The organism is Duganella lactea, assembly GCF_009857505.1.
Classification (GTDB): domain Bacteria; phylum Pseudomonadota; class Gammaproteobacteria; order Burkholderiales; family Burkholderiaceae_D; genus Rugamonas; species Rugamonas lactea.
In genome coordinates this window covers 1-26,375 of the sequence record NZ_WWCP01000004.1, presented here as the reverse complement: position 1 = coordinate 26,375, position 26,375 = coordinate 1, and the positions used below count along the sequence as shown (strand labels likewise).

The 26,375-nt window shown below is 62.9% G+C and carries 27 protein-coding genes and 6 tRNA genes; 21 read left to right on the top strand and 12 right to left on the bottom strand.

Going from position 1 to position 26,375, the window contains the following annotated elements:
• The first annotated feature begins 6 nt into the window (after window positions 1-6).
• From cheA to GTP44_RS05730, 7 genes are all read left to right on the top strand, one after another.
• Entirely contained in the window at window positions 7-2,193 is a 2,187-nt protein-coding gene (gene cheA, locus GTP44_RS05760; protein WP_161018686.1) for a chemotaxis protein CheA, read from the top strand.
• Between the two features lie 9 nt (window positions 2,194-2,202).
• The gene (locus tag GTP44_RS05755) at window positions 2,203-2,697 is read left to right on the top strand and encodes a chemotaxis protein CheW (protein ID WP_160991758.1); all 495 of its coding nucleotides are present in this window, start codon (window positions 2,203-2,205) and stop codon (window positions 2,695-2,697) included.
• An 82-nt stretch (window positions 2,698-2,779) separates the two neighbouring features.
• Window positions 2,780-3,643 carry a CheR family methyltransferase gene (locus GTP44_RS05750; protein WP_160991759.1) on the top strand — a complete coding sequence of 288 codons (864 nt, stop codon included), beginning with the start codon at window positions 2,780-2,782 and terminating at the stop codon, window positions 3,641-3,643.
• Window positions 3,644-3,651: 8 nt separating this feature from the next.
• The gene (cheD, locus tag GTP44_RS05745) at window positions 3,652-4,251 is read left to right on the top strand and encodes a chemoreceptor glutamine deamidase CheD (protein ID WP_161018685.1); all 600 of its coding nucleotides are present in this window, start codon (window positions 3,652-3,654) and stop codon (window positions 4,249-4,251) included.
• A gap of 18 nt (window positions 4,252-4,269) precedes the next feature.
• On the top strand, window positions 4,270-5,346 hold the full coding sequence (locus tag GTP44_RS05740) for a protein-glutamate methylesterase/protein-glutamine glutaminase (protein ID WP_160991761.1): 1,077 nt from the start codon (window positions 4,270-4,272) through the stop codon (window positions 5,344-5,346).
• A 124-nt stretch (window positions 5,347-5,470) separates the two neighbouring features.
• A complete protein-coding gene (gene cheY, locus GTP44_RS05735; RefSeq protein ID WP_160991762.1) occupies window positions 5,471-5,860 on the top strand; it encodes a chemotaxis response regulator CheY in 390 nt (129 codons plus the stop codon).
• A 76-nt stretch (window positions 5,861-5,936) separates the two neighbouring features.
• The gene (locus GTP44_RS05730; RefSeq protein WP_161018684.1) at window positions 5,937-7,148 is read left to right on the top strand and encodes an EAL and HDOD domain-containing protein; all 1,212 of its coding nucleotides are present in this window, start codon (window positions 5,937-5,939) and stop codon (window positions 7,146-7,148) included.
• 54 nt (window positions 7,149-7,202) lie between these two features.
• Here GTP44_RS05730 and panC read toward each other — a convergent pair whose 3' ends face one another.
• Genes panC through GTP44_RS05715 form a run of 3 tightly spaced genes read right to left on the bottom strand, consistent with a single transcriptional unit; the run spans window position 7,203 to window position 9,144 of the window.
• A complete protein-coding gene (gene panC / locus GTP44_RS05725; RefSeq protein WP_161018683.1) occupies window positions 7,203-8,042 on the bottom strand; it encodes a pantoate--beta-alanine ligase in 840 nt (279 codons plus the stop codon).
• Window positions 8,043-8,068: 26 nt separating this feature from the next.
• Complete coding sequence (locus GTP44_RS05720) at window positions 8,069-8,914, bottom strand: segregation and condensation protein A (RefSeq protein ID WP_161018682.1); 846 nt, start codon at window positions 8,912-8,914, stop codon at window positions 8,069-8,071.
• A gap of 20 nt (window positions 8,915-8,934) precedes the next feature.
• The gene (locus GTP44_RS05715) at window positions 8,935-9,144 is read right to left on the bottom strand and encodes a DUF3460 family protein (RefSeq protein WP_160991766.1); all 210 of its coding nucleotides are present in this window, start codon (window positions 9,142-9,144) and stop codon (window positions 8,935-8,937) included.
• Between the two features lie 126 nt (window positions 9,145-9,270).
• Between GTP44_RS05715 and GTP44_RS05710 the strand changes: the two genes are divergently transcribed.
• Complete coding sequence (locus tag GTP44_RS05710) at window positions 9,271-10,173, top strand: DMT family transporter (protein WP_161018681.1); 903 nt, start codon at window positions 9,271-9,273, stop codon at window positions 10,171-10,173.
• Here the strand turns inward: GTP44_RS05710 and GTP44_RS05705 are convergent.
• Complete coding sequence (locus GTP44_RS05705) at window positions 10,170-11,075, bottom strand: LysR family transcriptional regulator (protein ID WP_161018680.1); 906 nt, start codon at window positions 11,073-11,075, stop codon at window positions 10,170-10,172. The two genes, GTP44_RS05710 and GTP44_RS05705, sit on opposite strands and share 4 nt — an antisense overlap.
• A gap of 110 nt (window positions 11,076-11,185) precedes the next feature.
• Between GTP44_RS05705 and GTP44_RS05700 the strand changes: the two genes are divergently transcribed.
• Window positions 11,186-11,809, top strand: coding sequence for a glutathione S-transferase family protein (locus GTP44_RS05700; RefSeq protein WP_161018679.1), 624 nt, complete (start codon window positions 11,186-11,188; stop codon window positions 11,807-11,809).
• A gap of 2 nt (window positions 11,810-11,811) precedes the next feature.
• A complete protein-coding gene (locus GTP44_RS05695) occupies window positions 11,812-13,797 on the top strand; it encodes a 2Fe-2S iron-sulfur cluster-binding protein (RefSeq protein WP_161018678.1) in 1,986 nt (661 codons plus the stop codon).
• 40 nt (window positions 13,798-13,837) lie between these two features.
• Here the strand turns inward: GTP44_RS05695 and GTP44_RS05690 are convergent, their stop codons facing one another.
• The 3 genes from GTP44_RS05690 to metG all read right to left on the bottom strand — a co-directional run bounded on the left by GTP44_RS05690 (window position 13,838) and on the right by metG (window position 16,909).
• Entirely contained in the window at window positions 13,838-14,146 is a 309-nt protein-coding gene (locus GTP44_RS05690; RefSeq protein WP_161018677.1) for a hypothetical protein, read from the bottom strand.
• 107 nt (window positions 14,147-14,253) lie between these two features.
• Window positions 14,254-14,733 (bottom strand): GNAT family N-acetyltransferase, encoded by a 480-nt coding sequence (locus GTP44_RS05685; RefSeq protein WP_161018676.1) that lies wholly within the window; start codon window positions 14,731-14,733, stop codon window positions 14,254-14,256.
• A 10-nt stretch (window positions 14,734-14,743) separates the two neighbouring features.
• Window positions 14,744-16,909, bottom strand: a complete 2,166-nt coding sequence (gene metG / locus GTP44_RS05680) for a methionine--tRNA ligase (RefSeq protein WP_161018675.1) — start codon at window positions 16,907-16,909, stop codon at window positions 14,744-14,746.
• A gap of 101 nt (window positions 16,910-17,010) precedes the next feature.
• Between metG and apbC the strand changes: the two genes are divergently transcribed.
• Window positions 17,011-18,099 (top strand): iron-sulfur cluster carrier protein ApbC, encoded by a 1,089-nt coding sequence (apbC, locus tag GTP44_RS05675; RefSeq protein ID WP_161018674.1) that lies wholly within the window; start codon window positions 17,011-17,013, stop codon window positions 18,097-18,099.
• Here the strand turns inward: apbC and GTP44_RS05670 are convergent, their stop codons facing one another.
• Entirely contained in the window at window positions 18,100-19,083 is a 984-nt protein-coding gene (locus GTP44_RS05670; protein WP_161018673.1) for an ornithine cyclodeaminase family protein, read from the bottom strand.
• A 61-nt stretch (window positions 19,084-19,144) separates the two neighbouring features.
• Between GTP44_RS05670 and GTP44_RS05665 the strand changes: the two genes are divergently transcribed.
• Together GTP44_RS05665 and GTP44_RS05660 are read left to right on the top strand one after the other, a co-directional pair.
• Window positions 19,145-20,254, top strand: a complete 1,110-nt coding sequence (locus GTP44_RS05665; protein ID WP_161018672.1) for an alanine racemase — start codon at window positions 19,145-19,147, stop codon at window positions 20,252-20,254.
• A 128-nt stretch (window positions 20,255-20,382) separates the two neighbouring features.
• Complete coding sequence (locus tag GTP44_RS05660; RefSeq protein ID WP_161018671.1) at window positions 20,383-21,129, top strand: alpha/beta fold hydrolase; 747 nt, start codon at window positions 20,383-20,385, stop codon at window positions 21,127-21,129.
• 28 nt (window positions 21,130-21,157) lie between these two features.
• On the opposite strand, the gene GTP44_RS05655 is transcribed toward GTP44_RS05660, so the two are convergent.
• The 4 genes from GTP44_RS05655 to GTP44_RS05640 form a co-directional block, all read right to left on the bottom strand.
• Window positions 21,158-21,568, bottom strand: a complete 411-nt coding sequence (locus GTP44_RS05655; protein WP_161018670.1) for a DUF2141 domain-containing protein — start codon at window positions 21,566-21,568, stop codon at window positions 21,158-21,160.
• A gap of 94 nt (window positions 21,569-21,662) precedes the next feature.
• Complete coding sequence (locus GTP44_RS05650) at window positions 21,663-22,052, bottom strand: DUF2306 domain-containing protein (protein WP_161018669.1); 390 nt, start codon at window positions 22,050-22,052, stop codon at window positions 21,663-21,665.
• A gap of 12 nt (window positions 22,053-22,064) precedes the next feature.
• Entirely contained in the window at window positions 22,065-22,346 is a 282-nt protein-coding gene (locus tag GTP44_RS05645; protein WP_202423998.1) for a transcriptional regulator, read from the bottom strand.
• Between the two features lie 17 nt (window positions 22,347-22,363).
• Window positions 22,364-22,906, bottom strand: a complete 543-nt coding sequence (locus GTP44_RS05640; protein ID WP_160991781.1) for a hypothetical protein — start codon at window positions 22,904-22,906, stop codon at window positions 22,364-22,366.
• 162 nt (window positions 22,907-23,068) lie between these two features.
• Here GTP44_RS05640 and gltX point away from each other — a divergent pair, with 162 nt between their 5' ends.
• From gltX to GTP44_RS05600, 8 genes are all read left to right on the top strand, one after another.
• Window positions 23,069-24,478: a glutamate--tRNA ligase gene (gltX, locus tag GTP44_RS05635; protein ID WP_161018668.1), complete on the top strand. Its 1,410-nt coding sequence runs from the start codon at window positions 23,069-23,071 to the stop codon at window positions 24,476-24,478.
• A gap of 85 nt (window positions 24,479-24,563) precedes the next feature.
• Window positions 24,564-24,639 (top strand) — tRNA-Ala (locus GTP44_RS05630).
• A 33-nt stretch (window positions 24,640-24,672) separates the two neighbouring features.
• Window positions 24,673-24,748, top strand: a tRNA-Glu gene (locus tag GTP44_RS05625).
• A gap of 41 nt (window positions 24,749-24,789) precedes the next feature.
• Window positions 24,790-24,865: transfer RNA gene (locus GTP44_RS05620), tRNA-Ala, on the top strand.
• 38 nt (window positions 24,866-24,903) lie between these two features.
• Window positions 24,904-24,979, top strand: a tRNA-Glu gene (locus tag GTP44_RS05615).
• Between the two features lie 47 nt (window positions 24,980-25,026).
• Window positions 25,027-25,102, top strand: a tRNA-Ala gene (locus tag GTP44_RS05610).
• 37 nt (window positions 25,103-25,139) lie between these two features.
• A tRNA-Glu gene (locus GTP44_RS05605) sits at window positions 25,140-25,215 on the top strand.
• A 360-nt stretch (window positions 25,216-25,575) separates the two neighbouring features.
• Window positions 25,576-25,812, top strand: coding sequence for a hypothetical protein (locus GTP44_RS05600; protein ID WP_161018667.1), 237 nt, complete (start codon window positions 25,576-25,578; stop codon window positions 25,810-25,812).
• The last annotated feature ends 563 nt before the right edge of the window (window positions 25,813-26,375 follow it).

Sequence of the window (26,375 nt, the reverse complement as noted above, 5' to 3'; positions counted from 1 at the left end):
ATCACCATGACCATCGATATAAGCCAGTTTTACCAGGTCTTTTTCGATGAGGCAGAGGAACTGCTGGCTGAAATGGAGCGGCTGCTGCTGGCCGTCGATGTGGCATCGCCCGATGTCGAGGATCTGAACGCCATTTTCCGCACCGCCCACTCGGTCAAGGGCGGCGCGTCGACCTTTGGCGTGACCGACATGAGCGAGATCACGCACGTGCTGGAGACGCTGCTGGACCGCATCCGCAAGGGCGAGATGGCGCTGACCGGCGAGCACGTCGACGCCTTCCTGGCGGCCAAGGACATACTCAAGATGCAACTGGACGGTCACCGCCTCGGTAGCGCGGTTGACCAGGACGCCGTCGGTGACGTGCGCATGATGCTGCAATCGCTGGCGCAGGACGTGCCGGTGGTGGCGCTGGCGCCGGTGGCAGCCTTCAACGCGGCGGACGCCAAGGTGGTCGATCACAGCGGCGGCCGCCGCTACCGCCTGGAACTGCCGGCCATGGCGCACCGCGAGGTGCAGGCGCTGGGCGAGGAGCTGGGCCTGATGGGGCACGTGTCGATCACGCCGCTGGACAAGGACCGCAACGCGATGGTGGTCACCACCCACGAGAGCCTGGACGACATCATCGCCATCTGCTCGTTCGTGCTGAACCCGGACGAGATGGGCGTGACCGAGCTGCCGGCGCTGGACGCGGCGCAGGCGCACAAGGAAAAAACCGCGCGCGACCAGGTTGAGAACGACCTCGGCTACGGTTTCTTCGACACCGCCGACCTGAAGCCGGCCACCGCCGGCGGCGACGGCTATGGCTTCTTCCAGCCGCTCGATGAAATCCGCGCCAACGCCGCCGCCTCTTCCGAGGACGCGCAGGGCTATGGTTTCTTCCAGCCGGTCGAGCAGATCCGCGCCGCCGCCGGCATCGTCATCGAGACGCCGCCGGAAGAAGAGAAGAAGGTGGTCAAGAAGGAAGAGAAGGAAAAAGACAAGGCGCCCGCGCATGCCGGCGCCGAATCGTCGTCGATCCGGGTGTCGATCGAGAAGGTCGACCAGCTGATCAATCTGGTGGGCGAGCTGGTCATCACGCAGGCGATGATCGAGCAGCGCGTCGACACGCTGGACCCGATGGTGCACCAGCGCCTGCTGGCCAGTGTCGGCCAGCTGACCCGCAACACCCGCGACCTGCAGGAAGCGGTGATGTCGATCCGCATGATGCCGATGGACTTCGTGTTCTCGCGCTTCCCGCGCATGGTGCGCGACCTGGCGCACAAGCTGGGCAAGAAGGTCGACTTCATCACCAACGGCGCCGCCACCGAACTGGACAAGGGCCTGATCGAGCGCATCGTCGATCCGCTGACCCACCTGGTGCGCAACTCGATCGACCATGGCATCGAGATGCCGGAGGTGCGCCGCGCCGGTGGCAAGAGTGACGCCGGCCGCCTGTTCCTGTCGGCCTCGCACCAGGGCGGCAACATCATCATCGAGGTGTCGGACGATGGCGGCGGTTTGAACCGTGAGCGCATCCTCGCCAAGGCGCAGCAGAACGGCCTGGCCGTCAGCGACACCATGAGCGACGCCGAGGTGTGGCAACTGATCTTCGCGCCCGGCTTTTCCACCGCCGACGTGGTGACCGACGTCTCCGGCCGCGGCGTCGGCATGGACGTGGTCAAGCGTAACATCACCGCCATGGGCGGCGTGGTCGACATCCGCTCGGCCAAGGGCTTCGGCACCACCATCTCGATTTCGCTGCCGCTGACGCTGGCGATCCTGGACGGCATGTCGATCCGCGTCGGCGACGAGGTCTACATCTTGCCGCTGGGCTTCGTCATCGAATCGCTGCAGCCGGCGCCGGAGGACGTCAAGGAAATCAGCGGCAAGGGCCGGGTCATCAAGGTGCGCGGCGAATACCTGCCGCTGGTGCCGCTGTACCAGATGTTCGACATCACGCCGCGCTTCGACGATCCGTGCCAGGGCATCGTCATCATCGTCGAGACCGACGGTCGCAAGGCCGGCCTGTTTGTCGATGAGCTGGTCGGCCAGCAGCAGGTGGTGGTCAAGAACCTCGAATCGAATTACCGCAAGGTGGCCGGTATTTCCGGTGCCACCATCCTCGGCGACGGCGGCGTGTCGCTGATTCTGGACGTCGCCGCATTGATACGCTCGTCGCGCCAACTGGCCGACGAATCCATTTTTTCTTCATAGGGGGCCCATATGGCAGAGATCCAATCCACCGTCGCGCATGCCAACGAGATCGCCGGCCACGAATATCTGGCCTTCAAGCTTGGCGCCGAAGAGTACGGCATCGACATTCTGAAAGTGCAGGAAATCCGCGGCTACGAGGCGGTGACCCGCATCGCCAACGCGCCGGACTTCATCAAGGGCGTGATCAACCTGCGCGGCATCATCATTCCGGTGGTCGACATGCGCATCAAGTTCAACCTGGGCGAGCCGGTGTACGACCAGTTCACCGTGGTCATCATCCTCAACATCAATGGCCGCATCGTCGGCATGGTGGTCGACTCGGTGTCGGACGTCACCACGCTGAGCCCGGAGCAGGTGAAACCGGCGCCGGAAATGGGCACCGCCTTCAGCAGCGACTACATGATCGGCCTGGGCACCATCGATGAGCGCATGCTGATCCTGGTGAACATCGACAAGCTGATGTCCAGCCCGGAAATGGGCTTGATGGACCAACTGGCGGCCTGAGTCCCCGCTGGCGGCCGTCGCGCCGGCGCAGGCCGGTGTGCGGTGGCATAGTCAGCATTACGCGTCACAAAAGGGCTAACAGATGCCGCAATCAAAAGATACCGTCAAAGAATTTGACTTCAACGCCCGCGATTTCGAGCGGGTGCGCGCGCTGATCTACAAGCGCGCCGGCATTTCGCTGGCCGACAGCAAGCAGGAGATGGTCTACAGCCGCCTGGCGCGCCGCCTGCGCGCCACCGGCATCGGCTCGTTCGCCAAGTACCTCGACGAGCTGGAGGCCGGCCACCTGGGCGAGGAGTGGGAGTCGTTCACCAACGCGCTGACCACCAACCTGACCTCGTTCTTCCGCGAGGCGCACCACTTCCCGCTGCTGGCCGATCACGTCAAGGGCAAGCGCGAGCCGCTGACCATCTGGTGTTCCGCCAGCTCGACCGGCGAGGAACCGTATTCGATCGCCATGACGGTGTGCGAGGCGTTCAACACGCTGACGCCGAACTGCCAGATCGTCGCCACCGACATCGACACCAATGTGCTGGCCACCGCCGCCAACGGCGTCTACGGCATGGACCGGCTGGACAAGATGTCGGCCGAGCGCCAGCGCCGCTTCTTCCTGAAGGGCAAGGGCGACCGCGAGGGCATGGCGCGGGTGCGGCCGGAATTGCGCAATATGATCACGTTCAAGCAGCTGAACCTGCTGGCCGACAGCTGGCCGATCAGCGGCCAGTTCGACGCCATCTTTTGCCGCAACGTCATGATTTACTTCGACAAGGCCACCCAGCGCAAGATCCTGTCGCGCTTCGTGCCGTTGATGAAACCGGATGCGCTGCTGTTCGCGGGCCACTCGGAAAACTTCCTGTATGTCTCGGAGTCGTTGAAACTGCGTGGCAAGACCGTCTACGAGCTGGACGATGCCGCCGCGCGTAAAGCCTCGCCGCCGCGCACCTGAGAGAAAACATGGACCTCGAACAATTTGCCACCAACGTCTATTACGACCGCACGTTCGACTGCCAGGCCGCCAAGATCCTGCCCGGTGAGTATTACTACACCAACAAGGACATGCTGATCGTGACGGTGCTCGGCTCGTGCGTGTCGGCCTGCATCCGCGACCGCGTCACCGGCCTGGGCGGCATGAACCACTTCATGCTGCCGGACGGCGGCGGCGACACCGGCAGCCCGGTCTCGGCCTCGGCGCGCTATGGCACCTATGCGATGGAAATCCTGATCAACGACCTGCTCAAGGCCGGCGCCAAGCGCGAGAACCTGGAGGCCAAGGTGTTCGGCGGCGGCGCCGTGTTGAAGGGTTTCACGGCGATCAACGTGGGCGAACGCAACGCCGCCTTCGTGCTCAAATTCCTCAAGGTGGAACGGATCAAGGTGGTGGCCGAGGACCTGAACGACATCTATCCGCGCAAGGTGTATTTCTTCCCGCGCACCGGCAAGGTGCTGGTCAAGAAGCTGATGCAAAGCCACAACGACACCTTGGTCAAACGGGAAATCGAATACGCCAGCCGCCTCAAGGTGGCGCCGGTGGCCGGCGCGATCGATCTGTTTTAAATAACAAGAAAGCATGGTATGAAGATCAAAGTCCTGGTGTGCGACGACTCCGCACTGATCCGCAGCGTGATGAGCGAGATCATCAATTCCCAACCCGACATGGAAGTGGTCGGCGCGGCCCCCGATCCGCTGGTCGCGCGCGAGCTGATCAAGCAGACCAACCCCGACGTGCTGACGCTGGACGTTGAGATGCCCAAGATGGACGGCCTCGACTTCCTGGAGAAACTGATGCGCCTGCGTCCGATGCCGGTGGTGATGGTGTCATCGCTGACCGAGCGCGGTTCGGAGATCACCATGCGCGCGCTGGAACTGGGCGCGGTGGACTTCGTCACCAAGCCGAAAATCTCGATCCAGGCCGGCATGCGCGAGTACACCGAACTGATCACCGACAAGATCCGCGCCGCCTCCAAGGCGCGCGTGCAGGCGCGCCGCCTGCCGCAGCCGGGCGCCGAGGGCCACGCGGCGGCGCCGCTGTCGGCGCTGCGCAACCCGCTGCTGTCGTCGGAAAAACTGATCATCATCGGCGCCTCCACCGGCGGCACCGAGGCGATCCGCGAATTCCTGATGCAGATGCCGTCCGACTGCCCCGGCATCCTGATCACCCAGCACATGCCGGAAGGCTTCACCCGCTCGTTCGCCAAGCGGCTCGACACGCTGTGCAAGATCTCGGTGCAGGAGGCGCAGGGCAACGAGCGCGTGCTGCCGGGCCACGCCTACATCGCGCCGGGCCACTCGCACCTGTACCTGACCCGCAGCGGCGCCAACTACATGACCCGCATCGACCAGGCCGAGCCCGTCAACCGTCACCGGCCATCGGTCGATGTGTTGTTCCGTTCCGCCGCGCAGGCGGCGGGGAAAAACGCGGTTGGTGTTATCCTGACCGGCATGGGCAAGGATGGCGCGGCCGGCATGCTGGAGATGCGCAACGCCGGAGCGTATAATTTCGCCCAGGATGAAGCCAGCTGCGTGGTGTTCGGCATGCCGCGTGAGGCGATCGCGATGGGTGGGGCGCACGAAGTCGGCGCATTGCAGGCGTTGCCGGGCATGGTGCTCGGCCACCTGGCACAACACGGCATGCGCGCCTTGCGTGTTTAATTGTGCAAGTGTGACGTTTTACTGCGACTTTGTTCGCCTTCAGGCAACGAAAATGCTATCCTACAACTTAATGCCAAATTGTAGGCACTATTAACAACCGCGTAGAGAATCAACGGAGCAATTCATGGCTGATCCAAAGATGAAATTTTTAGTTGTTGACGATTTTTCGACGATGCGTCGCATCGTCCGGAATCTGTTAAAAGAATTGGGTTATGCCAATGTCGACGAAGCAGAGGACGGCGTGATGGCGCTGGCCAAACTGCGCGCCGAATCGTTCGACTTCGTCGTGTCCGACTGGAACATGCCGAATATGGACGGCCTGACGATGTTGCAAAACATCCGTGCCGACCCGGCCCTGGCCAAGCTGCCAGTGCTGATGGTGACGGCCGAAGCGAAGAAGGAAAACATCATCGCGGCGGCGCAAGCCGGCGCCAACGGCTATGTGGTGAAACCGTTCACCGCCGCCACGCTGGACGAAAAACTGAACAAGATCTTCGAAAAACTCGGAACTTGATTGGCGGTCGCGGGGGCTGCTCCCCCGCTGGCGGACGGCGCGGACGCGGGCGCCGCCTGCCGCTACCTCTAAGGCCATGCACCAGACCACCTTCCTCGTCCGTGAGCCATTGCTCGACCCGCGGCAGCGTGTTGTCGGCTATGAGCTTGCGTGGCACCACGGCGGCGCGGGCGCCGACTCCACCCGGGAGTCGCTGGAGTCGTTGATCGGTCTGGTCGCCAGTCAGGTGGTCGACGCCGAAAACGGCTGGCTGCTGCGCGATAAACTCCTCTTCCTGGAAGCCGTGCCGGCGATGCTGTCGGCCGACGCCCTGTACGATCTCCCTCCGGAACACACCGTGCTGTCGCTCAAGGCGGCCGAACTGGATAATCCCGATATCATGGCGGCCGTGCAAGGCTTACGCGCGGGCGGTGTCGGCATTTTGCTGCGTGACGCCGATCTCGCGCGCCTGGGCACGCGCTTGCCGGGCATGGCGTCGTATGTGGAGGTGCGCTGCTCCGGTGTCGATGTGGCGACGCAGGCGCGCACCTATGCGGCGCTGAAACACACGGCGGTGGGCATGATTGCCCGGCCAGTCAGCAACTGGGCCGACTTCGACGCCTGCGCGGCGCTGGGCCTGAACGCCTTTGTCGGCAAGCTGCACCTGACGCCGCGTCCATCGACCAACCCCAAGGGCCTGAATCCGGCGCAGACGGTGATCATGCAACTGATGCAGATGGTACGCCAGAATGCCGATGTCGCCCAGTTGGAAGCGGTGCTCAAGCACGACGCCGCGCTGTCCTACAAGCTGCTGCGCTTCATCAATTCGGCCGGTTTTGGCGCGGGAAGGGACGTACATTCGCTGCGTCAGGCGCTGGCCTTGCTCGGCTACACGCCGCTGTACCGCTGGCTGACGCTGCTGCTGGCGACGGCCAGCACCTCGGGCTATTCGCCGGTGCTGCTGGAGACGGCGGTGGTGCGCGGCCGCCTGGCCGAATTGCTGGCGCAGCCGGCGTTGGGGCAGGGCGAGGCGGAGAATGTCTTCGTGGCGGGCATGTTCTCGCTGCTGGACCGGTTGCTGGGCATCCCGATGGATGAGGTGCTGACCAATGTGCAGCTGTCCGAGGAGGTAGTGGCGGCCTTGCTGTCGCGCAGCGGTAAATATGGCCCGTATCTGGCGCTGGCCGAAGCCTGCGAGCTCAGCATGGACCTGGTGGCCTCACTATCCGCCACGCTGAAGTTGAGTCCGTTAGAGGTCAATCAGGCCCATCTATCGGCACTGGCCTGGGCGCAAACCGTCGCCGCATGATCCGCGGCGCTGCGGCGCTGCGGTGTTGCCCGCCGCGCCCGCCGGAGGCCAGCCTTAGATTTCGAGGTTGTCGATCAGGCGCGTCGTGCCGAGCTTGGCGGCGGCCAGCACCACCAGCGGCGTGCCTTGCGCCAGGTCGCCGGCGTTGGGCGGTTGCAGGTCGTTGCGTTTGCGGATCGAGATGTAATCCGGCTGCCAGCCGCGCTTGGCCAGCTCGTCCATGGCCTTGTGCTCCAGCTGGAACACGTCCAGATGGCCTGAACGCACCTCGTCGGCCACCGCGTTCAAGGTTTGGTACAGCGCCGGCGCCTCGGCGCGCTCCGCCGCCGACAGATACATATTGCGCGACGACAGCGCCAGGCCATCGTCCGCGCGCCAGGTTTCCGCCGCGATAATCTCGGCCGGCATCGCAAACTGGCGCGCCATATTGCGCACGATCATCAACTGCTGGTAATCCTTCTTGCCGAACACCGCCACGCGCGGCTGCACGCACGAGAACAGCTTGGTCACCACGGTGCACACGCCGTTGAAGAAGCCCGGACGGAACTCGCCCTCCAGCGTATTGCCCAGACCGTCCGGCGGCTGCACGCGGTATTCCTGCGGCTCCGGATACAGATCTTTCTCGGTCGGTGCGAACAGCACGTACACGCCTTCCTTCTCCAGCTTTTCGACGTCCGCCTGGAAGGTGCGCGGATACTTGTCGAAGTCCTCGTTCGGGCCGAACTGCAGGCGGTTGACGAAGATCGACGCCACCACCGGGTCGCCGTGCTTGCGCGCCAGGCGCATCAGCGACAGGTGGCCTTCGTGCAGATTGCCCATGGTCGGCACAAAGGCCGTGCGCAGCTGGCCGCTCAGTTGGTCGCGCAGTTCTTCAATCGAGGTGATGATTTTCATGGTGTTCGCTCATTCTTGTTGCCGGCTCACGCCGGCGAGTAGGCCAGCCGCACATAGATCGGTGCGAACGGCTCGGCCTGGGTAATTTCAATCAGGGTTTCCTTGGCCAGCTCCAGCAGCGCCACAAAGTTGACCACCACCACCGGCACGCCGCCGGCCACGTCGAACAGGTCGGCAAACTCGACAAAGCGGGTCGATTGCAGCCGGCGCAGGATGCCGGTCATGTGCTCGCGCACCGACAGTTCCTCGCGGCTGATCTTGTGGTGCTGGGTCAGCTTGGCACGCTTCATCACGTCCATCCACGCCTGTTGCAGATCAACCGCGCCGACCTCCGGCCAGACCGTCACCAGGCTTTGCTCGATGAAGATCTGGGTGCGGACGAAGTCGCGGCCCACCTGCGGCACGGCGTTCAGGTCGTAGGCGGCCAGCTTGATCTGCTCGTATTCCAGCAGACGGCGCACCAGTTCGGCGCGCGGGTCGTCCGCCTCCACATCCAGATCGGCCTGGCGCTGCGGCAGCAGCATGCGCGACTTGATCTCGATCAGCATGGCCGCCATCAGCAGATACTCGGCCGCCAGTTCCAGGTTGGACAAGCGGATCTGGTCGACGTACTTCAGGTATTGCAGCGTCAGCTGCGCCATCGGAATGTCGAGGATGTTGAAGTTCTGCTTGCGGATCAGGTACAGCAGCAAGTCCAGCGGGCCTTCGAAGGCGTCGAGGAAGACTTCCAGCGCGTCGGGCGGGATGTACAGGTCGGTGGGCAGCTTCAGCAGCGGCTCGCCGTAGAGGCGGGCGTGGCCGGCGACTTCCGTCGTGACGGCGGCGGCGTCCGGTGCTGGCGGCTGCACGTCAGCCGTATCCTCTGGCAACATCCTTGCCGCCCCGCCTGCGCTCAGACCTTGTTCTGGTACACGTAGGCCTGTTGCTTGACAGCCGATTCCAGCTGACGCTGTTGCTCATCCAGCGCGATCGGTGGACGGTCCCACAGCAGCGCACGGCCTTGTTGCTGGCCGGCTTCAATGCCAGGATTTTTTTCCTTCAACGCCTTGATGAACAGGGTGTGATCGGATTCGTACATCGAATGTTGTTTAGAAAGTTTCATATTATCTAAGTGGGTGGATCAGCAACGGGTATTCTACCGCGCCGCAGTGCCGCAGCGCTATTTCTATCGCTAGTGACCGGCCGGATCGGGTATGCTCTGGGCGATAATGTTGCACGAATATCAAAAATGAATCAACGCTTAACCGCCAGAACCATCTTCCTGCTGACCTTGCCGCCACTTTTATGGGCCGGCAACGCCATCGTCGGCCGCCTGGTGCACGACTTGTTGCCACCGGTGCTGCTCAATTTCCTGCGCTGGAGCATCGCCTTGCTGATCCTGCTGCCGCTGGCCGGGCCGGTGTTTCGCCGCGAGGCCGGACTGTGGCCGCACTGGAAAACCTACGCCATGCTGGGTCTGCTGGGCATCGGCATGTACAACGCGCTGCAATACCTGGCGCTGCAAAGCTCGACGCCGATCAACGTCACGCTGGTGGCCTCTGGCCTGCCGGTGTGGATGATGCTGACCGGCTGGCTGTTCTTCGGCGTGGCGGTTACTCGCAGGCAGGTGGCCGGCGCCGTGCTGTCGATCGCCGGTGTGCTGCTGGTGCTGGCGCGCGGCGAATGGCGCCACGTGCTGGAGTTGCGGTTGGTGCCGGGCGACCTGTTCATGATTCTGGCGACCATCGCCTGGTCGTTCTACAGCTGGCTGCTGACGCGCGCCACCGAACCGGCCGGCATCCGCGCCAACTGGGCCAGCTTCCTGGCGGCGCAGGTGGCGTTCGGCGTCATCTGGTCGGGCGGCTTTGCGGCGGGCGAGCAGGCGCTGGGCGCGATGCCGGTGCAGTGGAGCTGGATGCTGACGTTGGCGCTGCTGTACGTCGCCACCTGCCCGGCGATCATCGCCTTCGGCTGTTGGGGCGCCGGCGTGCGTGCGGCGGGGCCGTCGGTGGGGGCGTTTTTCGTCAACCTGACGCCGCTGTTTACGGCGGTGCTGTCGTCGGCCTTTCTCGGCGAAGCGCCGCATGGCTACCACGCCGCCGCGTTCGCGTTGATCGTCGGCGGCATCGTGGTCTCGGCGCGGCGCGGCTAGCCCGCCGTCGCGGCCTTCAGTGCGTCGATGAACACGCGCACTTTTTGCGGGACGTGCGAGGTGGCGGGGTAGACGGCGTGGATGTCGCTCTCCGGCAGCGTCCAGTCCGGCAACACGCGCACCAGCCGGCCGGCGGCGACATCGTCCTTGACCGAGAACGTGGTGCCACACAGCACGCCGTCGCCGCTGAGCGCCGCCGCCCGCGTGGCGTAGGCGGTATTGGATGAGAACACCGTGTTCAGCATGCGCACATCGACCTGCTTGCCGGCGCGGTCGGTCAGCGAGAACTGCGCCGGCTGCGCCAGCACCGACAGCGCCACATGCGGCAGCGGCGGCAAATCCTGCGGCGTGCGCGGCATGCCGTGGCGGGCGATGAATGCCGGGCTGGCCACCAGCCAGCGCACCAGTTGGTCCACCCGCGTCGCCATCAGGCCGGAGTCGGCCAGCTTGCCCAGCCGCACGGTGACGTCGATGCCCTCGGCGATCAGGTCGATGATGTGGTCGCCGCAAGTCAGATCGATCTTCAGCGCCGGATAGCGCGCCCGCAATTGTGCCAGCAAAGGCGACACCACGATCAGCCCGTAATCGATCGGGCAGGCGACACGCAGCGTGCCCTGCGGGCTTTCGCTGCCGCTGCGCGCCTGCTCGACGGCCAGCTCGGCCGCCTTCAGCAACTGCTTGCTGGCGGCATAAAATGCCCGCCCGGCCTCGGTCAGACTCAGCTTGCGCGTCGAGCGCAACAGCAGCCCCACGCCGATTTCCTGCTCCAGCATCTGCATATGCTTGCTGACCATGGACTTGGCCAGCCCCAGCCGGTCGGCGGCGGCCGTCAGCGAGCCGGCTTCAACGACCGCAACGAACGTCGCCAGCCGGTTCAGATTGATGGATGAAAGATCGGTCATGGTGTCGATTGTACACTCTGAGTGGACAGTGATTCTGATTTTGTCCGACTTATCAGCACGATGCTGTCTCCCTATACTGGGTCCATCATTCACCCACCAAGGAGTTCATCATGAAACTGTACGGCATTCCTCTGTCCGGCCATGCCCACCGGGCGCACCTGTTCCTCAAGCTGCTGAACCTGCCGCATGAATATGTGCAGGTCAATCTGGCCGCCGGCGAGCACCAGCAACAGCCTTTCCTGTCGATGAATCCCTTCGGTGAAATCCCGGTGCTGCAGGACGGCGACGTTACGCTGGCCGACTCGAACGCCATCCTGGTTTATCTGGCGGCGAAATACGATGACAGCGGTCGCTGGCTGCCACGCGAGCCGGTCGCCGCCGCCAAGGTGCAGCGCTGGCTGTCGGTCGCCGCCGGCAAGATCGCATATGGCCCGGCCGCCGCCCGCCTGGTGACGGTATTCAACGCCCCGCGCGATCACGAGACCGCCAAAACCATCGCCGCCCACCTGTTCGACGTGATGGAACAGGAACTGCAAGGCCGCCACTGGCTGGCCGGCGAGCACGCCACCATCGCCGACATCGCTGGCTACAGTTACATCGCCCACGCACCGGAGGGCGGCGTGTCGCTGAAACCTTACCCGAACATTCGCGCCTGGCTGGACAATGTACGCGCGCTGCCGGGCTTCGTCGGCATGCCGGCCACGCAGGCCGGCCTCGCCCCAGAGGCGGTGTGATCATGCATGCCGCCGCCTCGATTTTCCATGCCGGCGAACTGGCCATCCAGCAGCGCGTGGGGGTGCGCGAGCAGATGGCTGGCGCGGCGGCATACATACGCGACCACATGCCGGACCAGCATCGCGAGTTTTACCACAGCCTGCCGTTCTTCTTCCTGGGCGCGCTGGATGCCTCGGGCCAGCCGTGGGCGACGATGCTGGCGGCCGACGCCGGCTTCATCGTGACGCCGGATGCGCGCACGCTCGACATTCGCGGCGGCCTGCTGGCCGGCGATCCGCTGCAAGGCCAATTGCGCGCCGGCGCCCATATCGGCGGTCTCGGCCTGGAGCCGACCACGCGCCGCCGCAACCGCGTCAATGGCGAGATCGTCGCGGCGGGCGATGGCGTCTTGCGCGTGGCCGTCACGCAAAGCTTCGGCAACTGCCCGCAGTACATCCAGCATCGGCGGCATACGCCGGCGCCGACGAGTGACCACGAGGTGCGGGTGCTGCGCGGCGTTACCCTGAGCGCGGCCGACCGCGAGTTGATCGCCCGCGCCGATACCTTCTTCATCGCCAGCGCCAACATGGCGGCGGATGCCGGCCGTGGCCGGGGTGTCGATGTATCGCATCGCGGCGGCCGTCCCGGCTTCGTGCGGGTGGACGACGATCACACGCTGACCGCGCCTGAATTTGTCGGCAATTACTTCTTCAACACCATGGGCAACCTGCTGAACAATCCGCGTGCCGGCCTGCTGTTCATCGACTTCGAGAACGGCGACCTGCTGCACATCGCGGTCGAAGGCGAGATCATCTGGGATGGCCCGCAGCTGCAAGCCTTCGCTGGCGCTGAAAAGCTGTTGCGTTTCCATGTGCGCGACGTGGTGCGCAACGTTGGCGCGCTGCCGTTCCGCTGGACCGCGTCACAGCCGGCGATGCAGAACGCGCGCACCGGTAGCTGGGCCGAGGCGGATAGCGTGCAGGACGCCGCCGCGCTGTCCACCAGCTGGCGTTCGTTCAACGTGGTCGATGTGGTACGGGAGAGCGGCGACGTGCGCTCGTTCTATCTGGAGCCGGCGGACGGCAGTGGTGTCGCGTCGCATGTGCCGGGCCAGTTCGTCTCCGTGCGCGTGCCGGCTTGGGCGGGCGAGGGCGCGGCGTCGCAAATTCGCAGCTATACCATTTCCGACGCGCCGGATGGCCGCCGCTATCGCATCAGCGTCAAGCGGCAGGGCGTGGTGTCGTCCTGGCTGCATGCGCATCTGTTGCCCGGCGCGCAGATCGAGCTGATGGGCCCCGGCGGCGACTTTACATTTGAAGAAGGCTCGCAGCGTCCGGTGGTGATGCTGTCGGCCGGCATCGGCATCACGCCGATGATTGCGATGCTGAATGGTTTGCTGGTCAATGGCAGCCGCACGCGGCACAAGCATCCGATCCACTTCATCCATGGCGCGCGCGAGGTGGCGCATCCGTTTGCCGTGCATCTGCAAACGCTGGCGATGGGGCACAGCAATTTGCACTTGCACGTGCGGCTGAAGCGCATCGATGTGCAAGCGTTGAAAGAGCTGCTGCCGTTCGATGATTACGATTTCTACCTGTGCGGCCCGGCGGGGTTCATGCAGGATATGTACGATGGCTTGCGCAAGCTGAACGTGGCCGATGAGCGCATCCGCTTCGAAGCCTTTGGTCCGGCCAGCGTGCGGCGCAGCGCGGTCAACGCAGCGTCCGAGGTGACGCCGGTCGCGCCGGTGCCGGTACGTTTCGTTCGTTCAGGCATTGAAGCGACGTGGGACGGTTCACATGGCAGCCTGCTCGACCTGGCCGAGGCCAATGGCATCGAAGCGCCGTCCGGCTGCCGCTCCGGCCTGTGCGGTTCCTGCACGGTGGGCCTGAGCAGTGGCGAGGTCGAATACACACGCGCCTGCGGCGTCGAGCCGGAAGCCGGTCAGGTACTGTTGTGCTCGACCGCACCGCGCGCGGGTAGCGGCCCATTGGCGCTGGCGCTGTAAGGCCGCGCTGGCGCCGGGCGCGGCTGCGGGGGGCGGTTGTTTAACGTTTGACGTCGGGATGCGGTGTGGTGGGAGCGGCGTGCGGCGCGGAGGCCTTGCCGTTGTCCCTGCCGCAGGCGTTGTTCTGCTTGGCCTTGTCGGTCTTGGCGTGTGCCTCGACCGTTTCTGCGCCGCTGGCGTCCACGCCGCCTTGCATGGCGGTGCACGGATGCTTGTCGGTCTTCTTGACCTGCTCGGCCTTGCCGTCGCCGGTTTTCACGGCAGGATCGGGAGTGGTCTGATGCGCATAAGCACCGGCGCCGGTGCCGAGGCAAGCGGCGAGAACGTACATGGCAAGTTTCTTGTTCATGATTACCTCCTTTGGACGTCATCATTGTTCCATGCCGGGCGCGCTGCTCGCGTAGGAGCATTGCCCGTCATTAAGTCGGACTGAGGCGTTTAGCGCACTTGGCCGGATCAGTGCCGCAGCAGGCGGCGCATCACCCGTGGCGCCGGTTCCAGCGGATTGGCGTGCGAATACTCCAGTTCCTCGGCCAGCTCAAAGCCGTAGGCGGCATAAAAGTCGATCAGCTTGGGCTGGTCGGCGCGCACCGCGAGGCGCACTTCCTCCACGCCGGAGGCCAGGCCGTGATGGATCACCGCTTCCAGCAGGTGTTGCGACAGGTTGTTGCCGCGATGCCCGGGCAGCACGCCCATGCGGCACACCTCCCACACATCCTGCGCCGAATCCAGTGGCAGCCAGCGTACCGAACCGACCGCCTGATGGTCGACCTCCAAAACAAAACCGCCGCCATCGCGCAGATGTTCTGCGACGATGACGGCGGTTTCGCGGTGGCCGCTGGAGGTGACGCTTACCTTGCCGGCCCAGGCGGCGCGCGTGAGCTCGGCGATCAGTTTGGCATCGTCCCTTGTTGCTTCGCGCACCCTCAGGTTCATGCCGTGATCCTTAGCGAATGCGCATGCCCGGCTCGGCGCCCGGCCACGGATTCAGGATGTAGATGCCTGGATTGGCTTTCTCATCGGCTGCCGAGGCGGCCATGACCATGCCTTCCGACACGCCAAACTTCATCTTGCGCGGCGCCAGGTTGGCCACCAGCACGGTCAGCTTGCCGATCAGGTCTTCCGGCTGGTACATCGACTTGATGCCCGAGAAGACGTTGCGATGACGGCCTTCGCCGGCGTCCAGCGTCAGGCGCAGCAGCTTGTCCGAGCCCTCGACGTGTTCGCAGTTGACGATCTTGGCGATGCGCAGGTCGACCTTGAAGAAGTCGTCCACGGTGATTTCCGGCGCCATCACTTCGATGCCGGTGTCGGTCACGGCGACGGCCGCGGTGGCCTTGGCCTTGGCCGGCTTATCGGCTTTGACGGCGGGCGCGGCGGCTTGCGCGGCAGCGGCCGATGGCGCGTCGAACAAGTCTTCGATCATCTTGGCGTCCACGCGGGTCATCAGGTGCGTGTAGGCGCCGATGGTGCGGCCCAGCATGGCGCTCGACACCACGCCGCTGGCGACATCGGTATCGGTCCACAGCAGTTGCTCGTCGTTGAGGAACTTGGCGACGTTGGCGGCCACGCCCGGCAGCACCGGCGACAGCAGCAGTGTCAGCTGGCGGAACAGGATCAGCGCGGTGGTGCAGACATCGTGCAGCTCGGCCGTTTTCGCCTCATCCTTGGCCAGGATCCACGGCTTGTTCTCGTCGACGTACTGGTTGGTGATGTCGGCGATTTCCATGATTTCGCGCAGCGCCTTGCCGAACTCGCGTGCCTCGAAGTTGGCGGCGATGTTGGCCTGGCGCTCGACGCCGTCAGCGGTGACCAGCGCGCGCTTGATCCACGCCTGGGCGTTGTCGGACAGGCTGGCGGCCAGCTTGCCGTCGAACTTCTTGGCGATGAAGCCGGCGCAGCGCGAAGCGATGTTGACGTACTTGCCGATCAGGTCCGAGTTGACGCGCGCCACGAAGTCTTCGCCGGTGAAGTCCAGGTCTTCCACCTTGGAGTTCAGCTTGAAGGCGATGTAGTAACGCAGCCATTCCGGATTCATGCCCAGGTTCAGGTAGCGCAGCGGCGAGATGCCGGTGCCGCGCGACTTGGACATTTTCTCGTTGTTGACGGTCAGGTGGCCGTGCACCGCCACGCGCATGCGCTCGATGGTCGGGTGATCGGCGAACTTCAGCATCGCCGGCCAGAACAGCAGGTGGAAGGAGACGATGTCCTTGCCGATGAAGTGGATCTGCTCGGTGTTCGCGTCGCGCAGGAAGGCGTCGTAGTCCAGGCCTTGCTTGGCGAAGTAATTCTTCAGCGAGGCCAGATAGCCGACCGGCGCGTCCAGCCACACGTAGAAGTACTTGCCCGGCGCGTCGGGAATCGGGATGCCGAAGTACGGCGCATCGCGCGAGATATCCCAGTCGGCCAGCTTTTCGCCGGCTTCGCCCAGCCATTCTGAGACCTTGTTGACCATCTCCGGCTGCAAGCGGCCTGGCGTGTTCAGCCATTCCTTCAGGAACTCATAGCAGCGCTGGTCCGACAGCTTGAAGAAATACTGTTCCGACGGTTTCAGCACCGGCGTGGCGTTGGTGAACACCGAGAACGGATTGACCAGGTCGGTCGGCTGGTAGGCCGCGCCGCACACTTCGCAGTTGTCGCCGTACTGGTCCTTGGCGCCGCATTTCGGGCATTCGCCCTTGATGTTGCGGTCGGCCAGGAACATGCCTTTGACCGGATCGAAGAAGCGGTCCACGGTCTTGGTCTGGATCAGGCCGGCATCGCGCAGCTTGCGGTAGATGCCTTGCGACAGCTCGACGTTTTCCGGCGAGTCGGTCGAATACCAGTTGTCAAAGGCGATATGGAAACCGTCCAGGTACTGGGCGCGGCCGGCGGCGATCTTGGCCACGAACGCCTGCGGCGTGATGCCTTCCTTCTCGGCGGCGATCATGATCGGCGTGCCGTGCGTGTCGTCGGCGCCCACAAAGTGGACTTCGCGCGCCACACCGTTGTCGCGCTGCATGCGCTGGAACCGGACCCAGATGTCGGCCTGGATGTACTCCATCATGTGGCCAATATGGAAAGCGGCGTTAGCGTAGGGCAGGGCAGTGGTGACGAACAGCTTGCGGGTCATGGTCTTGTTGCACTTTGTGGGTGGAAAAGGAGCATTTTAACAGCGGATGCGGTACTTGCGCAGCTTGCGCTAGAATGACGACATATTTATCGGAGAGTTACATGAGCATCACAGTAGAAGACGTCAAGGCCGCCCTGTCGAAAATTGTTGACCCAAACACAACGAAGGATTTTGTCAGTGGTAAAGCCGTCAAGAATTTAAAGGTCGATGGCGGCGATATTTCGCTGGACATCGAACTGGGCTACCCAGCCAAAAGCCAGATCGATGCAATTCGCGCCAGCGTGATTGCCGGTCTGAAGACCTTGCCGGGTGTCGGCAACATCAGCGTCAGCGTGTTCAGCAAGATTCTGGCGCACACCGTGCAGCGCGGCCTGAAGCCGATGGTCAAGGTGAAAAACATCATCGCCGTCGCCTCCGGCAAGGGCGGCGTGGGCAAATCGACCACCGCCGTCAACCTGGCGCTGGCGCTGGCCGCCGAAGGCGCCTCGGTCGGCCTGCTGGACGCCGACATCTACGGCCCGTCGCAGCCGATGATGCTGGGCGTTAAAGGCCGTCCGGAAACCAAGGACGGCAAGTCGATGGAGCCGCTGGAGAATTATGGCGTACAGGTGTCGTCGATCGGCTTCCTGATCGATCCGGACGAGCCGATGGTGTGGCGCGGCCCGATGGTCACCCAAGCGCTGCAACAGTTGCTGGAACAGACCAACTGGCGCGATCTGGATTACCTGATCGTCGACATGCCACCGGGCACCGGCGATATTCAGCTGACGCTGTCGCAAAAAGTACCGGTCACCGGGGCCGTCATCGTCACCACGCCGCAGGACATCGCGCTGCTGGACGCGCGCAAGGGCCTGAAGATGTTCGAAAAAGTCGGCATCCCGATTCTGGGCGTGGTCGAGAATATGAGCGTGCACATCTGCACCAACTGCGGCCATGCGGAAGAGATCTTCGGCCATGGCGGCGGCGAGAAGATGTGTCACGACTTCGGCGTCGACTTCCTCGGCGCGCTGCCGCTGACGCTGGCCATTCGCCAGCAGGCCGATGCCGGCAAGCCGACCGTGGTGGCTGATCCGGATGGCAAGGAAGCGGCGATCTACAAGGCGATCGCCCGCAAAGTCGCGGTGCAGGTCGCGGAAAAAGCCAAGGACATGACCAGCAAGTTCCCGACTATCGTCGTCAAAAACGACTGATCACCAAGGCCAGTGAATAGCGAGGCCGGCGCCCTGGTGGCGCGCGGCCTGATATAAATACTCGCCCAGCACCAGATCCTGCAAGGCCAGGCCGGTCATATCGAAGATGGTGATGTCCCCGCTGTCGCGTGTGAACCTCGCCTGGCCGGTCAGCACCTCGCCCAGCGGCGTGCATGCCGTGTCGGGCGCCCATTGCAGTTCCCCCAGCGCGCTCGCCTGGGCCTGATCATCCACCATCACTTTTGCCTGTTGCAGCAAGCCTTCCGGCAACTCGCGCTTACCGCGCGTATCCGCGCCGACGCAGTTGATATGTGTGCCCGGCCGCACCGCGCCAGCGCTGAACAGCACCGCGCGCGCCGGCGTCGCCGTGATCACGACATCGCTGGCGGCCACGGCCGCATCGGCGTCCCGCGTGTGTTGCAGCGTGCAATGGCTGGCGCCCAAGGCGGCAAACCGGGCCTCGAAGCCTGCGTCCGGCCGGCCGCTGCGCGACACATAGCGCGCTACGCGCAGCAAGGGCAGGGCGCGCACGGCCGCCGCCAGTTGCGCGCCCGCTTGCACACCCGTTCCGAAGACGCAGACTGCGGCGCTGTCCTGCCGCGCCAGCAGGCGCAAGCCCAGTTCCCCGGCGGCGGCGGTGCGCGCGGTGGTGATCGCGTTGCCGTCGAGGATGGCGCGCGGTCGTCCCGTGGTCGGATCGAATAACATGACCGTGGCCTGATGCGGTTCGCCGCCCAGTTCGCGGTTGCTCGGCCAGAAACCGGCCGCCTTGAATCCTAGCAGATCGCGCGAAGCGACATCCCCCGATTTGATGCCGAACACGCCGCCGGTCGCCAGCGCCTCGCGCACAACGGGAAAGCTGCGGCCTTGCCGCGCCGCCTGTAGTTTGAAAGCGGTTCGTGTGGCTTCGAGCGCGACATCGGCGGTGAGCAGGCCGGCGATGACATCCCGGCCCAGCATCAGAAGTTGAGCGTGATTGCGCATTATTAACTTTTTTGTCTAAAATTGGATAGAATGTATTGTATCGATATTTGAGGAGTAAGTCATGTACGACAATCTGGAAACGCCGGCCTTGTTACTGGACGAGGGCCGCATGCAACACAACATCGAACGCATGCAGAACCGCATGAACCAGCTGGGTGTGATCTTCCGTCCGCATGTGAAGACCAGCAAGTGCCTGGAGGTGGTGCGCCGACAGATGGCCGCCGGCGCGCGCGGCATCACGGTTTCCACCCTGAAGGAGGCGGAAGAGTTCTTCCGCGCCGGTGTGGATGACATTCTGTACGCCGTCGCCATCGTGCCCAACAAACTGGACCATGCGCTCAACCTGATCCGCGCCGGCCTGCGCCTGACGCTGCTGGTGGAATCGGTGGCGATGGCGGAGCAGGTCGCTCGCCACGGCGCCGAACATGGCGTCTGCTACGACGTGCTGATTGAAATCGATACCGACGGCCACCGCTCCGGCGTGAAGCCGGCCGATCCGGTGTTGCCGCAGATCGCCGCCGCGTTGCAAGGCGGCGCCCGTCTCAAGGGCGTGATGGCGCACGCCGGCGCATCGTATGACTTGAACACGCCGGAAGCGCTGGCGGCGATCGCCGAACAGGAGCGCGCCGGCTGCGTGGCCGCCGCCGAACATCTGCGCGCCGCCGGCCACCAATGCGAAGTGGTCAGCGTTGGCTCCACGCCAACCGCCCTGAGCGCGCAGCACCTGCAAGGCGTGACCGAAGTGCGCGCCGGCGTCTATGTCTTCTTCGACATGGTGATGGCCGATGTGGGCGTGTGCACGGCGGAGGACGTCGCCATCAGCGTGCTGTGCACGGTCATCGGTCATCAGGCGGACAAGGGCTGGCTCATCACCGACGGCGGCTGGATGGCGATGAGCCGCGACCTCGGCCATCGAAGCCACGGCTACGGCCTGGTCTGCGATGCCGACGGCAACGCCATCCCTGGCCTGGCGTTCGGCAAGGCCAACCAGGAACACGGCGTGCTGCAATGGACGGGCGAGGGCGATATCGGCCAGTTGTTCCCGGTCGGCAGCAGCCTGCGCATCTTGCCCAACCATGCCTGCGCCACCGGCGCGCAGCACAGCCGGTATCTGATGATCCCGGCATCCGGCGGCCAGTGGAAGGTGTGGCCGCGTTTTAGCGGCTGGTGAATGCGGGCCGACCTCACGTCGGCCGCTGTAAAAATATTTTTAAATTTAAGTTGCGCACAATTTAGTTGTGCGCTATTATTCATACATTGAGCACGATTTAATAATGAACTACTTAAAGGAGCCACACCATGAAACGCACGCTGATCGCCACCGCCCTGTTTGCCGCTACCACCTTCGCCGTAGCCGCCACCCCGGCCAGCGACACCACCATCGTGCTGGTCCACGGCGCCTTCGCCGACGGTTCCAGCTGGGACAAAGTGATTCCGATCCTGCACGCCAAGGGCTATAAAGTGGTGGCCGTGCAAAACCCGTTGAGCTCGCTGGCTGACGACGTTGCCGCGACCCAGCGCGTGGTCGATGCGCAAACCGGCAAGGTGGTCCTGGTTGGCCATTCGTGGGGCGGCACCGTGATTACCGAAGCCGGCACCAGCGACAAGATCAAGGCACTGGTGTACGTGGCGGCGTTTGCGCCGTCGGAAGGGGAGGCCAGCGGCAACCTCGGCAAGAACTACGCCGTGCCGCCAGGCGTGCCAACCCTGACCGCCGACGCCACCGGCTACCTGTGGCTGCCCGCCGACTCGGTCGCCAAGAACTTCGCCCAGGACGTGCCGGCCGCCACCGCGGGCATGATCTACGCCACGCAGGGCCCGATCGCCGCCAAGGCCTTCGGCGACACCACCACGGTGGCCGCATGGAAAAACAAGGCCAACTACTACATCGTGGCCGATAAAGACCGCATGATCGACCCTGAACTGCAGCGCGCGTTCGCCAAGAAACTCAACGCCGTCACCACCACGTTGCCGACCAGCCACGTGCCGATGATGTCGCAGCCGGCCAAGGTGGCGGAGGTGATTATCGCCGCCGCGCAACGCTGATCGCGTGGGCCGCAAGGCGCTGGCGCGCTTAGTCGTGCAGCTTGATCGAGGTCGTCAGCCCCTGAGCCGGCACGGTGATTTTCGCCGCGTCGAATTTAGGCGGACCCATGAACCCTTCGGCGTTGTTGCTGACGCCGTAGGGCTCGGCCGGGATGCCGAACAGGTGCGTGTCGAACTTGCGGTTGCTGTTGAGATCCTGATACAGCGACACCGCATACACGCCCTCCGGCAGGTTCTGCAGCGACACGGTCATATCGGCGCTGGTGGCCGGCACCACCAGCTTGCGCATGGATTTCTTGAGGAAACTCTCGGCGCTATCGAAGACGCCGATCATCAGTTGCCCTTTGCCGGCCTGGATGCCATGCAGCTCCAGTGTCAGGTCGCCTGCTTGTGCCGACGCAGCGGACATTGCCACGACCAGCGAAAAAATCATCTTCATTGTGGACTCCCACGAGTTTGCAAGGAGGGCGCGGTGGTCGCGCCCCAGAAATACGACAGCATCATCAGGAACACCACCAGCGTGACGGCTTGCGTCAACCCGAGCAGGTTGCTTTTCCGATCAGTCCCGGCACGCGGGAAAACAGTTCGTTGATCAGGCCGCCGATAAGCTGGTAGTAACTAAAGACGATGGCGCTCAGATGGACGCGCAGCCAATGACGGCGCGGCAGGCGGCGCCGCCCGCTGAACCAGGCCAGCGCCAGGCTGAGCAGCGTGCACAGCGCCAGCACATGGAAGATATTGAACGAGCCGATCTGGTAGATGCCCAGCGCGCTCAGGCTGGCGAACGTCATGGCGTAGACGTAGCGCCGGCCGGCCTGCCGATGCGCCGCGCCGCCCTTGGCGCCCCATAACAACCGGGCCCCGGCCAGCAGCGAATAGGTGCAGGCCAGGGTGTGCAGCCAGCCGATCAGGGTGAAGTTCATTTTCTTACCTTTCTACATGTCGAGCAGGGCCCGCAACTGCGCCACATGCTGGCGGTAAGCGGCGCGGCCTGCGCTGGTTGAGCGGATGCGCGTCAGCGGCTTTTTGCCGGCGATCTGCTTGTCGATTTCCACATAGGCTGCGCGCGACAGTGTTTCCAGGTGCGCGCCCAGATTGCCGTCGCTGGCGCCGAGCAGGGCTTTCAGGCGGACGAATTCGATCCATTCGTCTTTGCGCAGTGCCTGCAGCGCGGTCATGATGCGCAGCCGGGTGCTTTGGTGTATGACTTCGTCCATGGCGCTATCGGCCGGTTTCATGCCGCGCGGCGCAGCCAGAAGCCGCCCAGCAACAAGCCGCCGCCGGCGGCGAACGCCATCACCAGGTCAAACCATGGGCGCAGATAGAAGTACGTCGCCAGACTGACGAGGCTGACCAGCAGTCCGAGCACCGTCCAGCGTGGACCAGCCCACAGGCCGTACAGCATGTAGACCGTCATCACCAGGCAGGTCCAGAACACTTCGATGGCTTGCGGGCGCCCGCCGATCAGCATGGTCACCATCATGCCGAAGGCGGCCAGGATCAGCGCGCCCCACAGCAGCCGGCGCTCGCCGCCGGTGCGTTCTTGCTGGCGCAAACGGCCGGCGATGGTAAGTGCAATGCCGATGGCGTCGGCAATCGCCCAGATGGTGCCGGCGTGGCCGGGCAGGGCGTAGTTGGCCAGGTGGGCCACAATCCAGATGACGCCCCATAACTGAACGTAAATGGCGTAGCGCCAGTAGCCCAGGTAGTACTGGCTGCGTTGTTCGGTGGTCTCGATCTGGTCGAGCAGTTCGCGGGCATGCTGTTGAGTGATCATTTTCTTTGTGTAGAGTACTCTGTAATGCAGAGTAGATTAGCGAGGATTTTCTTTTTGGTCAATTTATTTTTTGGTATGGCGGAGCATGGCCGCGCGACCGTTGGCCGTTGCCGCTGGCGACGCGGTAAAATAGCTGCTTTATATATCTCAGCTTTTACTTCGATGACCAACGCACCAGCCAAGCCAGTCCGCACCCGTTTCGCTCCCAGCCCGACCGGCTATCTCCACCTCGGCGGCGCCCGCACGGCGCTGTATTCCTGGGCCTTCGCCCGTCACTTCGGCGGCACCTTCGTGCTGCGCATCGAAGACACCGACCTGGAACGTTCGACCCCGGAGGCCGTGCAAGCGATTATCGAAGGCATGGCCTGGCTCGGCCTGAACCATGACGAAGGTCCGTTCTATCAGATGCAACGCATGGATCGCTACCGCGAAGTGGTGGCGCAGATGCTGGAAGCCGGCACCGCCTACCACTGCTACTCGTCGCCGGAAGAAGTGCAGGCAATGCGCGACCGCGCCACCGCCGCCGGCCAAAAGCCGCGCTACGACGGCACCTGGCGGCCGGAACCTGGCAAAGTGCTGCCGGCGATTCCGGAAGGCCGCAAGCCGGTGGTACGCTTCAAGAACCCGCTCGATGGCGAAGTGACCTGGAACGATTTCGTCAAAGGCACCATCACCATCGGCAACAAAGAGCTGGACGATCTGGTGATCGCCCGCCCGGACGGCACGCCGACCTACAACTTCTGCGTCGCCATTGACGACCTGGACATGGAAATCAGCCATGTGCTGCGCGGCGACGACCACGTCAACAACACGCCGCGCCAGATCAACATCCTGCGCGCCATCGGCGCACCGCTGCCGGAGTACGGCCACCTGCCGATGATCCTGGGCTCTGACGGCGCCAAAATGTCCAAGCGCAAGGACGCGGTCAACGTCATGCAATATCCGGCCGAAGGCTATCTGCCGGAAGCCATCCTGAACTACCTGGCGCGCCTGGGCTGGAGCCATGGCGACGACGAAGTGTTCTCGATGGCGCAGGTGTGCGAATGGTTCGACGGCTCGCACCTGTTGAACTCGGCCGCGCAGTTCAACATCGAAAAACTGAACTGGCTGAACAATCACTATATTAAGCAGGCCGACAACCAACGCCTGGCCGAGCTGGCCAAGCCGCGCATGCTGGCGAATGGCGCGGTGTTCGAAGGCGCGCCTGCCTTGTCCGTCGTGCTGGGTCTGCTGAAAGAGCGTACCAACACGGTCAACGAACTGGCCGACGCCGCGATGCTGTTCTACCGCGAGCCACAACCGGACGCCGCGCTGCTGACCCAGCACGTGACCGACGCCGTCAAACCGGCGCTGGCCGACTTCGCCGCGCGTTGCGCGACAGTGGAGTGGAGCAAGGCGGCGCTGTCGGCCATGATCAAGGAAGTGCTGGCGGCGCATGGCTTGAAGATGCCGCAGATGGCCATGCCGCTGCGTCTGTTTATCACCGGTCAGTTGCAGACGCCGGCGATCGACGCCGTGCTGGAAATCTTCGGCCGCGACACCGTTGTGGCACGTCTGGCGAAGTTCCTTTGAAATATTGATTGAAGCAGGGGCAAAGTTGCAAAAGGGTATTTGCATAATACGGCGCCTCTGCTATACTCTTGTCTCTCGCGCAAACGGGGGTATAGCTCAGCTGGGAGAGCGCTTGCATGGCATGCAAGAGGTCAGCGGTTCGATCCCGCTTACCTCCACCAAGTTTGCAGAGGTTGTAGTACGGTAGTGCCAAGGTCCCCATCGTCTAGAGGCCTAGGACATCACCCTTTCACGGTGAGTACCGGGGTTCGAATCCCCGTGGGGACGCCAGCTTCGCCAAGGCTGGTGAGTAGTAAATTTTCTGTGCCAGAGGGGGTATAGCTCAGCTGGGAGAGCGCTTGCATGGCATGCAAGAGGTCAGCGGTTCGATCCCGCTTACCTCCACCACCGCACAGGGGATAGCAGGTTGTACAGGTAGTTCCGAGGTCCCCATCGTCTAGAGGCCTAGGACATCACCCTTTCACGGTGAGTACCGGGGTTCGAATCCCCGTGGGGACGCCAGCGACGCCAACGCTGGTCGGTAGCAGTAACGCAGTTTTCTACGCCCGGGGGGTATAGCTCAGCTGGGAGAGCGCTTGCATGGCATGCAAGAGGTCAGCGGTTCGATCCCGCTTACCTCCACCATTAGCGTAGAATGCGATAAGTCATCAGAAGTTCCAAGGTCCCCATCGTCTAGAGGCCTAGGACATCACCCTTTCACGGTGAGTACCGGGGTTCGAATCCCCGTGGGGACGCCAACACAGCGTAAGTGATCAAGCCGCCATGAAGCGGCTTTTTGTTTTTCTGCGCCCGCTTTCCTCTCATCCCTCCGCCGTGGTGACAATCCACGTATTTTTCGTCAAAGTAAGCTGTTATTCTGTTGCCATTGTTGGTATCCTGGAAAAGCACGGACGAATTGATCTGTGCAATTTTCGTTATGTGTGCTCTTCGCTATATTGGTGCAGGCGGGGTTCAAACTGAATGTCTGGTTTTTTAGTTGTGAAATGAATATTTTTACAATAGTCGCCATGCAGTTTTTAATAAGCTGACAGGAAGCGTGAATCGTTCTTAAACCTGCTATCGGCCACAACCGTACATACAAATTTATGAGGTCAGGAATGCACTTCGCAACGATGTTAAGTATTGTCGCCTCGACTGTTGCGGTAGCGACCTTTACTTGGCAAAAGCAATGGCTGCCATCGTTGATTTTCGCCTTTTCGTTAAGCTACATAATTTTCGATAAGGTATTTCCGGCCCTTTTACCTGAGCCTTTGGTTACTGGATTGTCCTTTATCTCTCTGCTTTTGGCGATGATTTTTTGCTGGCAGACTTTTTCTCGAAAAAAAGTCGCCTAGCGGCCAAGAGCGGACGGTGCCAGAACTAACTTGGAAACGAAACATGCAGTTGCACGAAAAACTGGAAGCGGTAACTGACGAAGCGACTTTCTTGGAGTTTGTTCAAGCACTCGCTAAAGACCGGCGAGCGGATGGCAAGACTTGGGAAAATGATTTCAATTGAAGATTTCTTAGAGGCTGCCGGAAGTTGGGCTGATGATTCTGGATTCGGAGCTAGGCATGGACTTTCAGTGGCATCACCATGGAAGAAATTCGCGGTGTTCCTTTACTGCGGCAAGATATATGAATAGGCGTACAGCATTGCAGTCGGCATACGGCCAATAGCTGATGTTGAAATTCAATTTGGAGCATTTTCTAGTGCAGTTCGGAATAAAAGTGAGGTGTGGCGGAGAGGTGAAGTGGTCCGGGAGTGTTGATAACGGCCCCGTCTACTATGGGGGACCTCGAATTACTGCTGATTTGAACTGATGTGCTGAGAAAACGCCGGCTGTGGACGGATTCGCACGGCGGCTTCAGACCTTTTGGCACTTGTCTTGCTGTCCAGAACCACCTTTTTCGTGGTC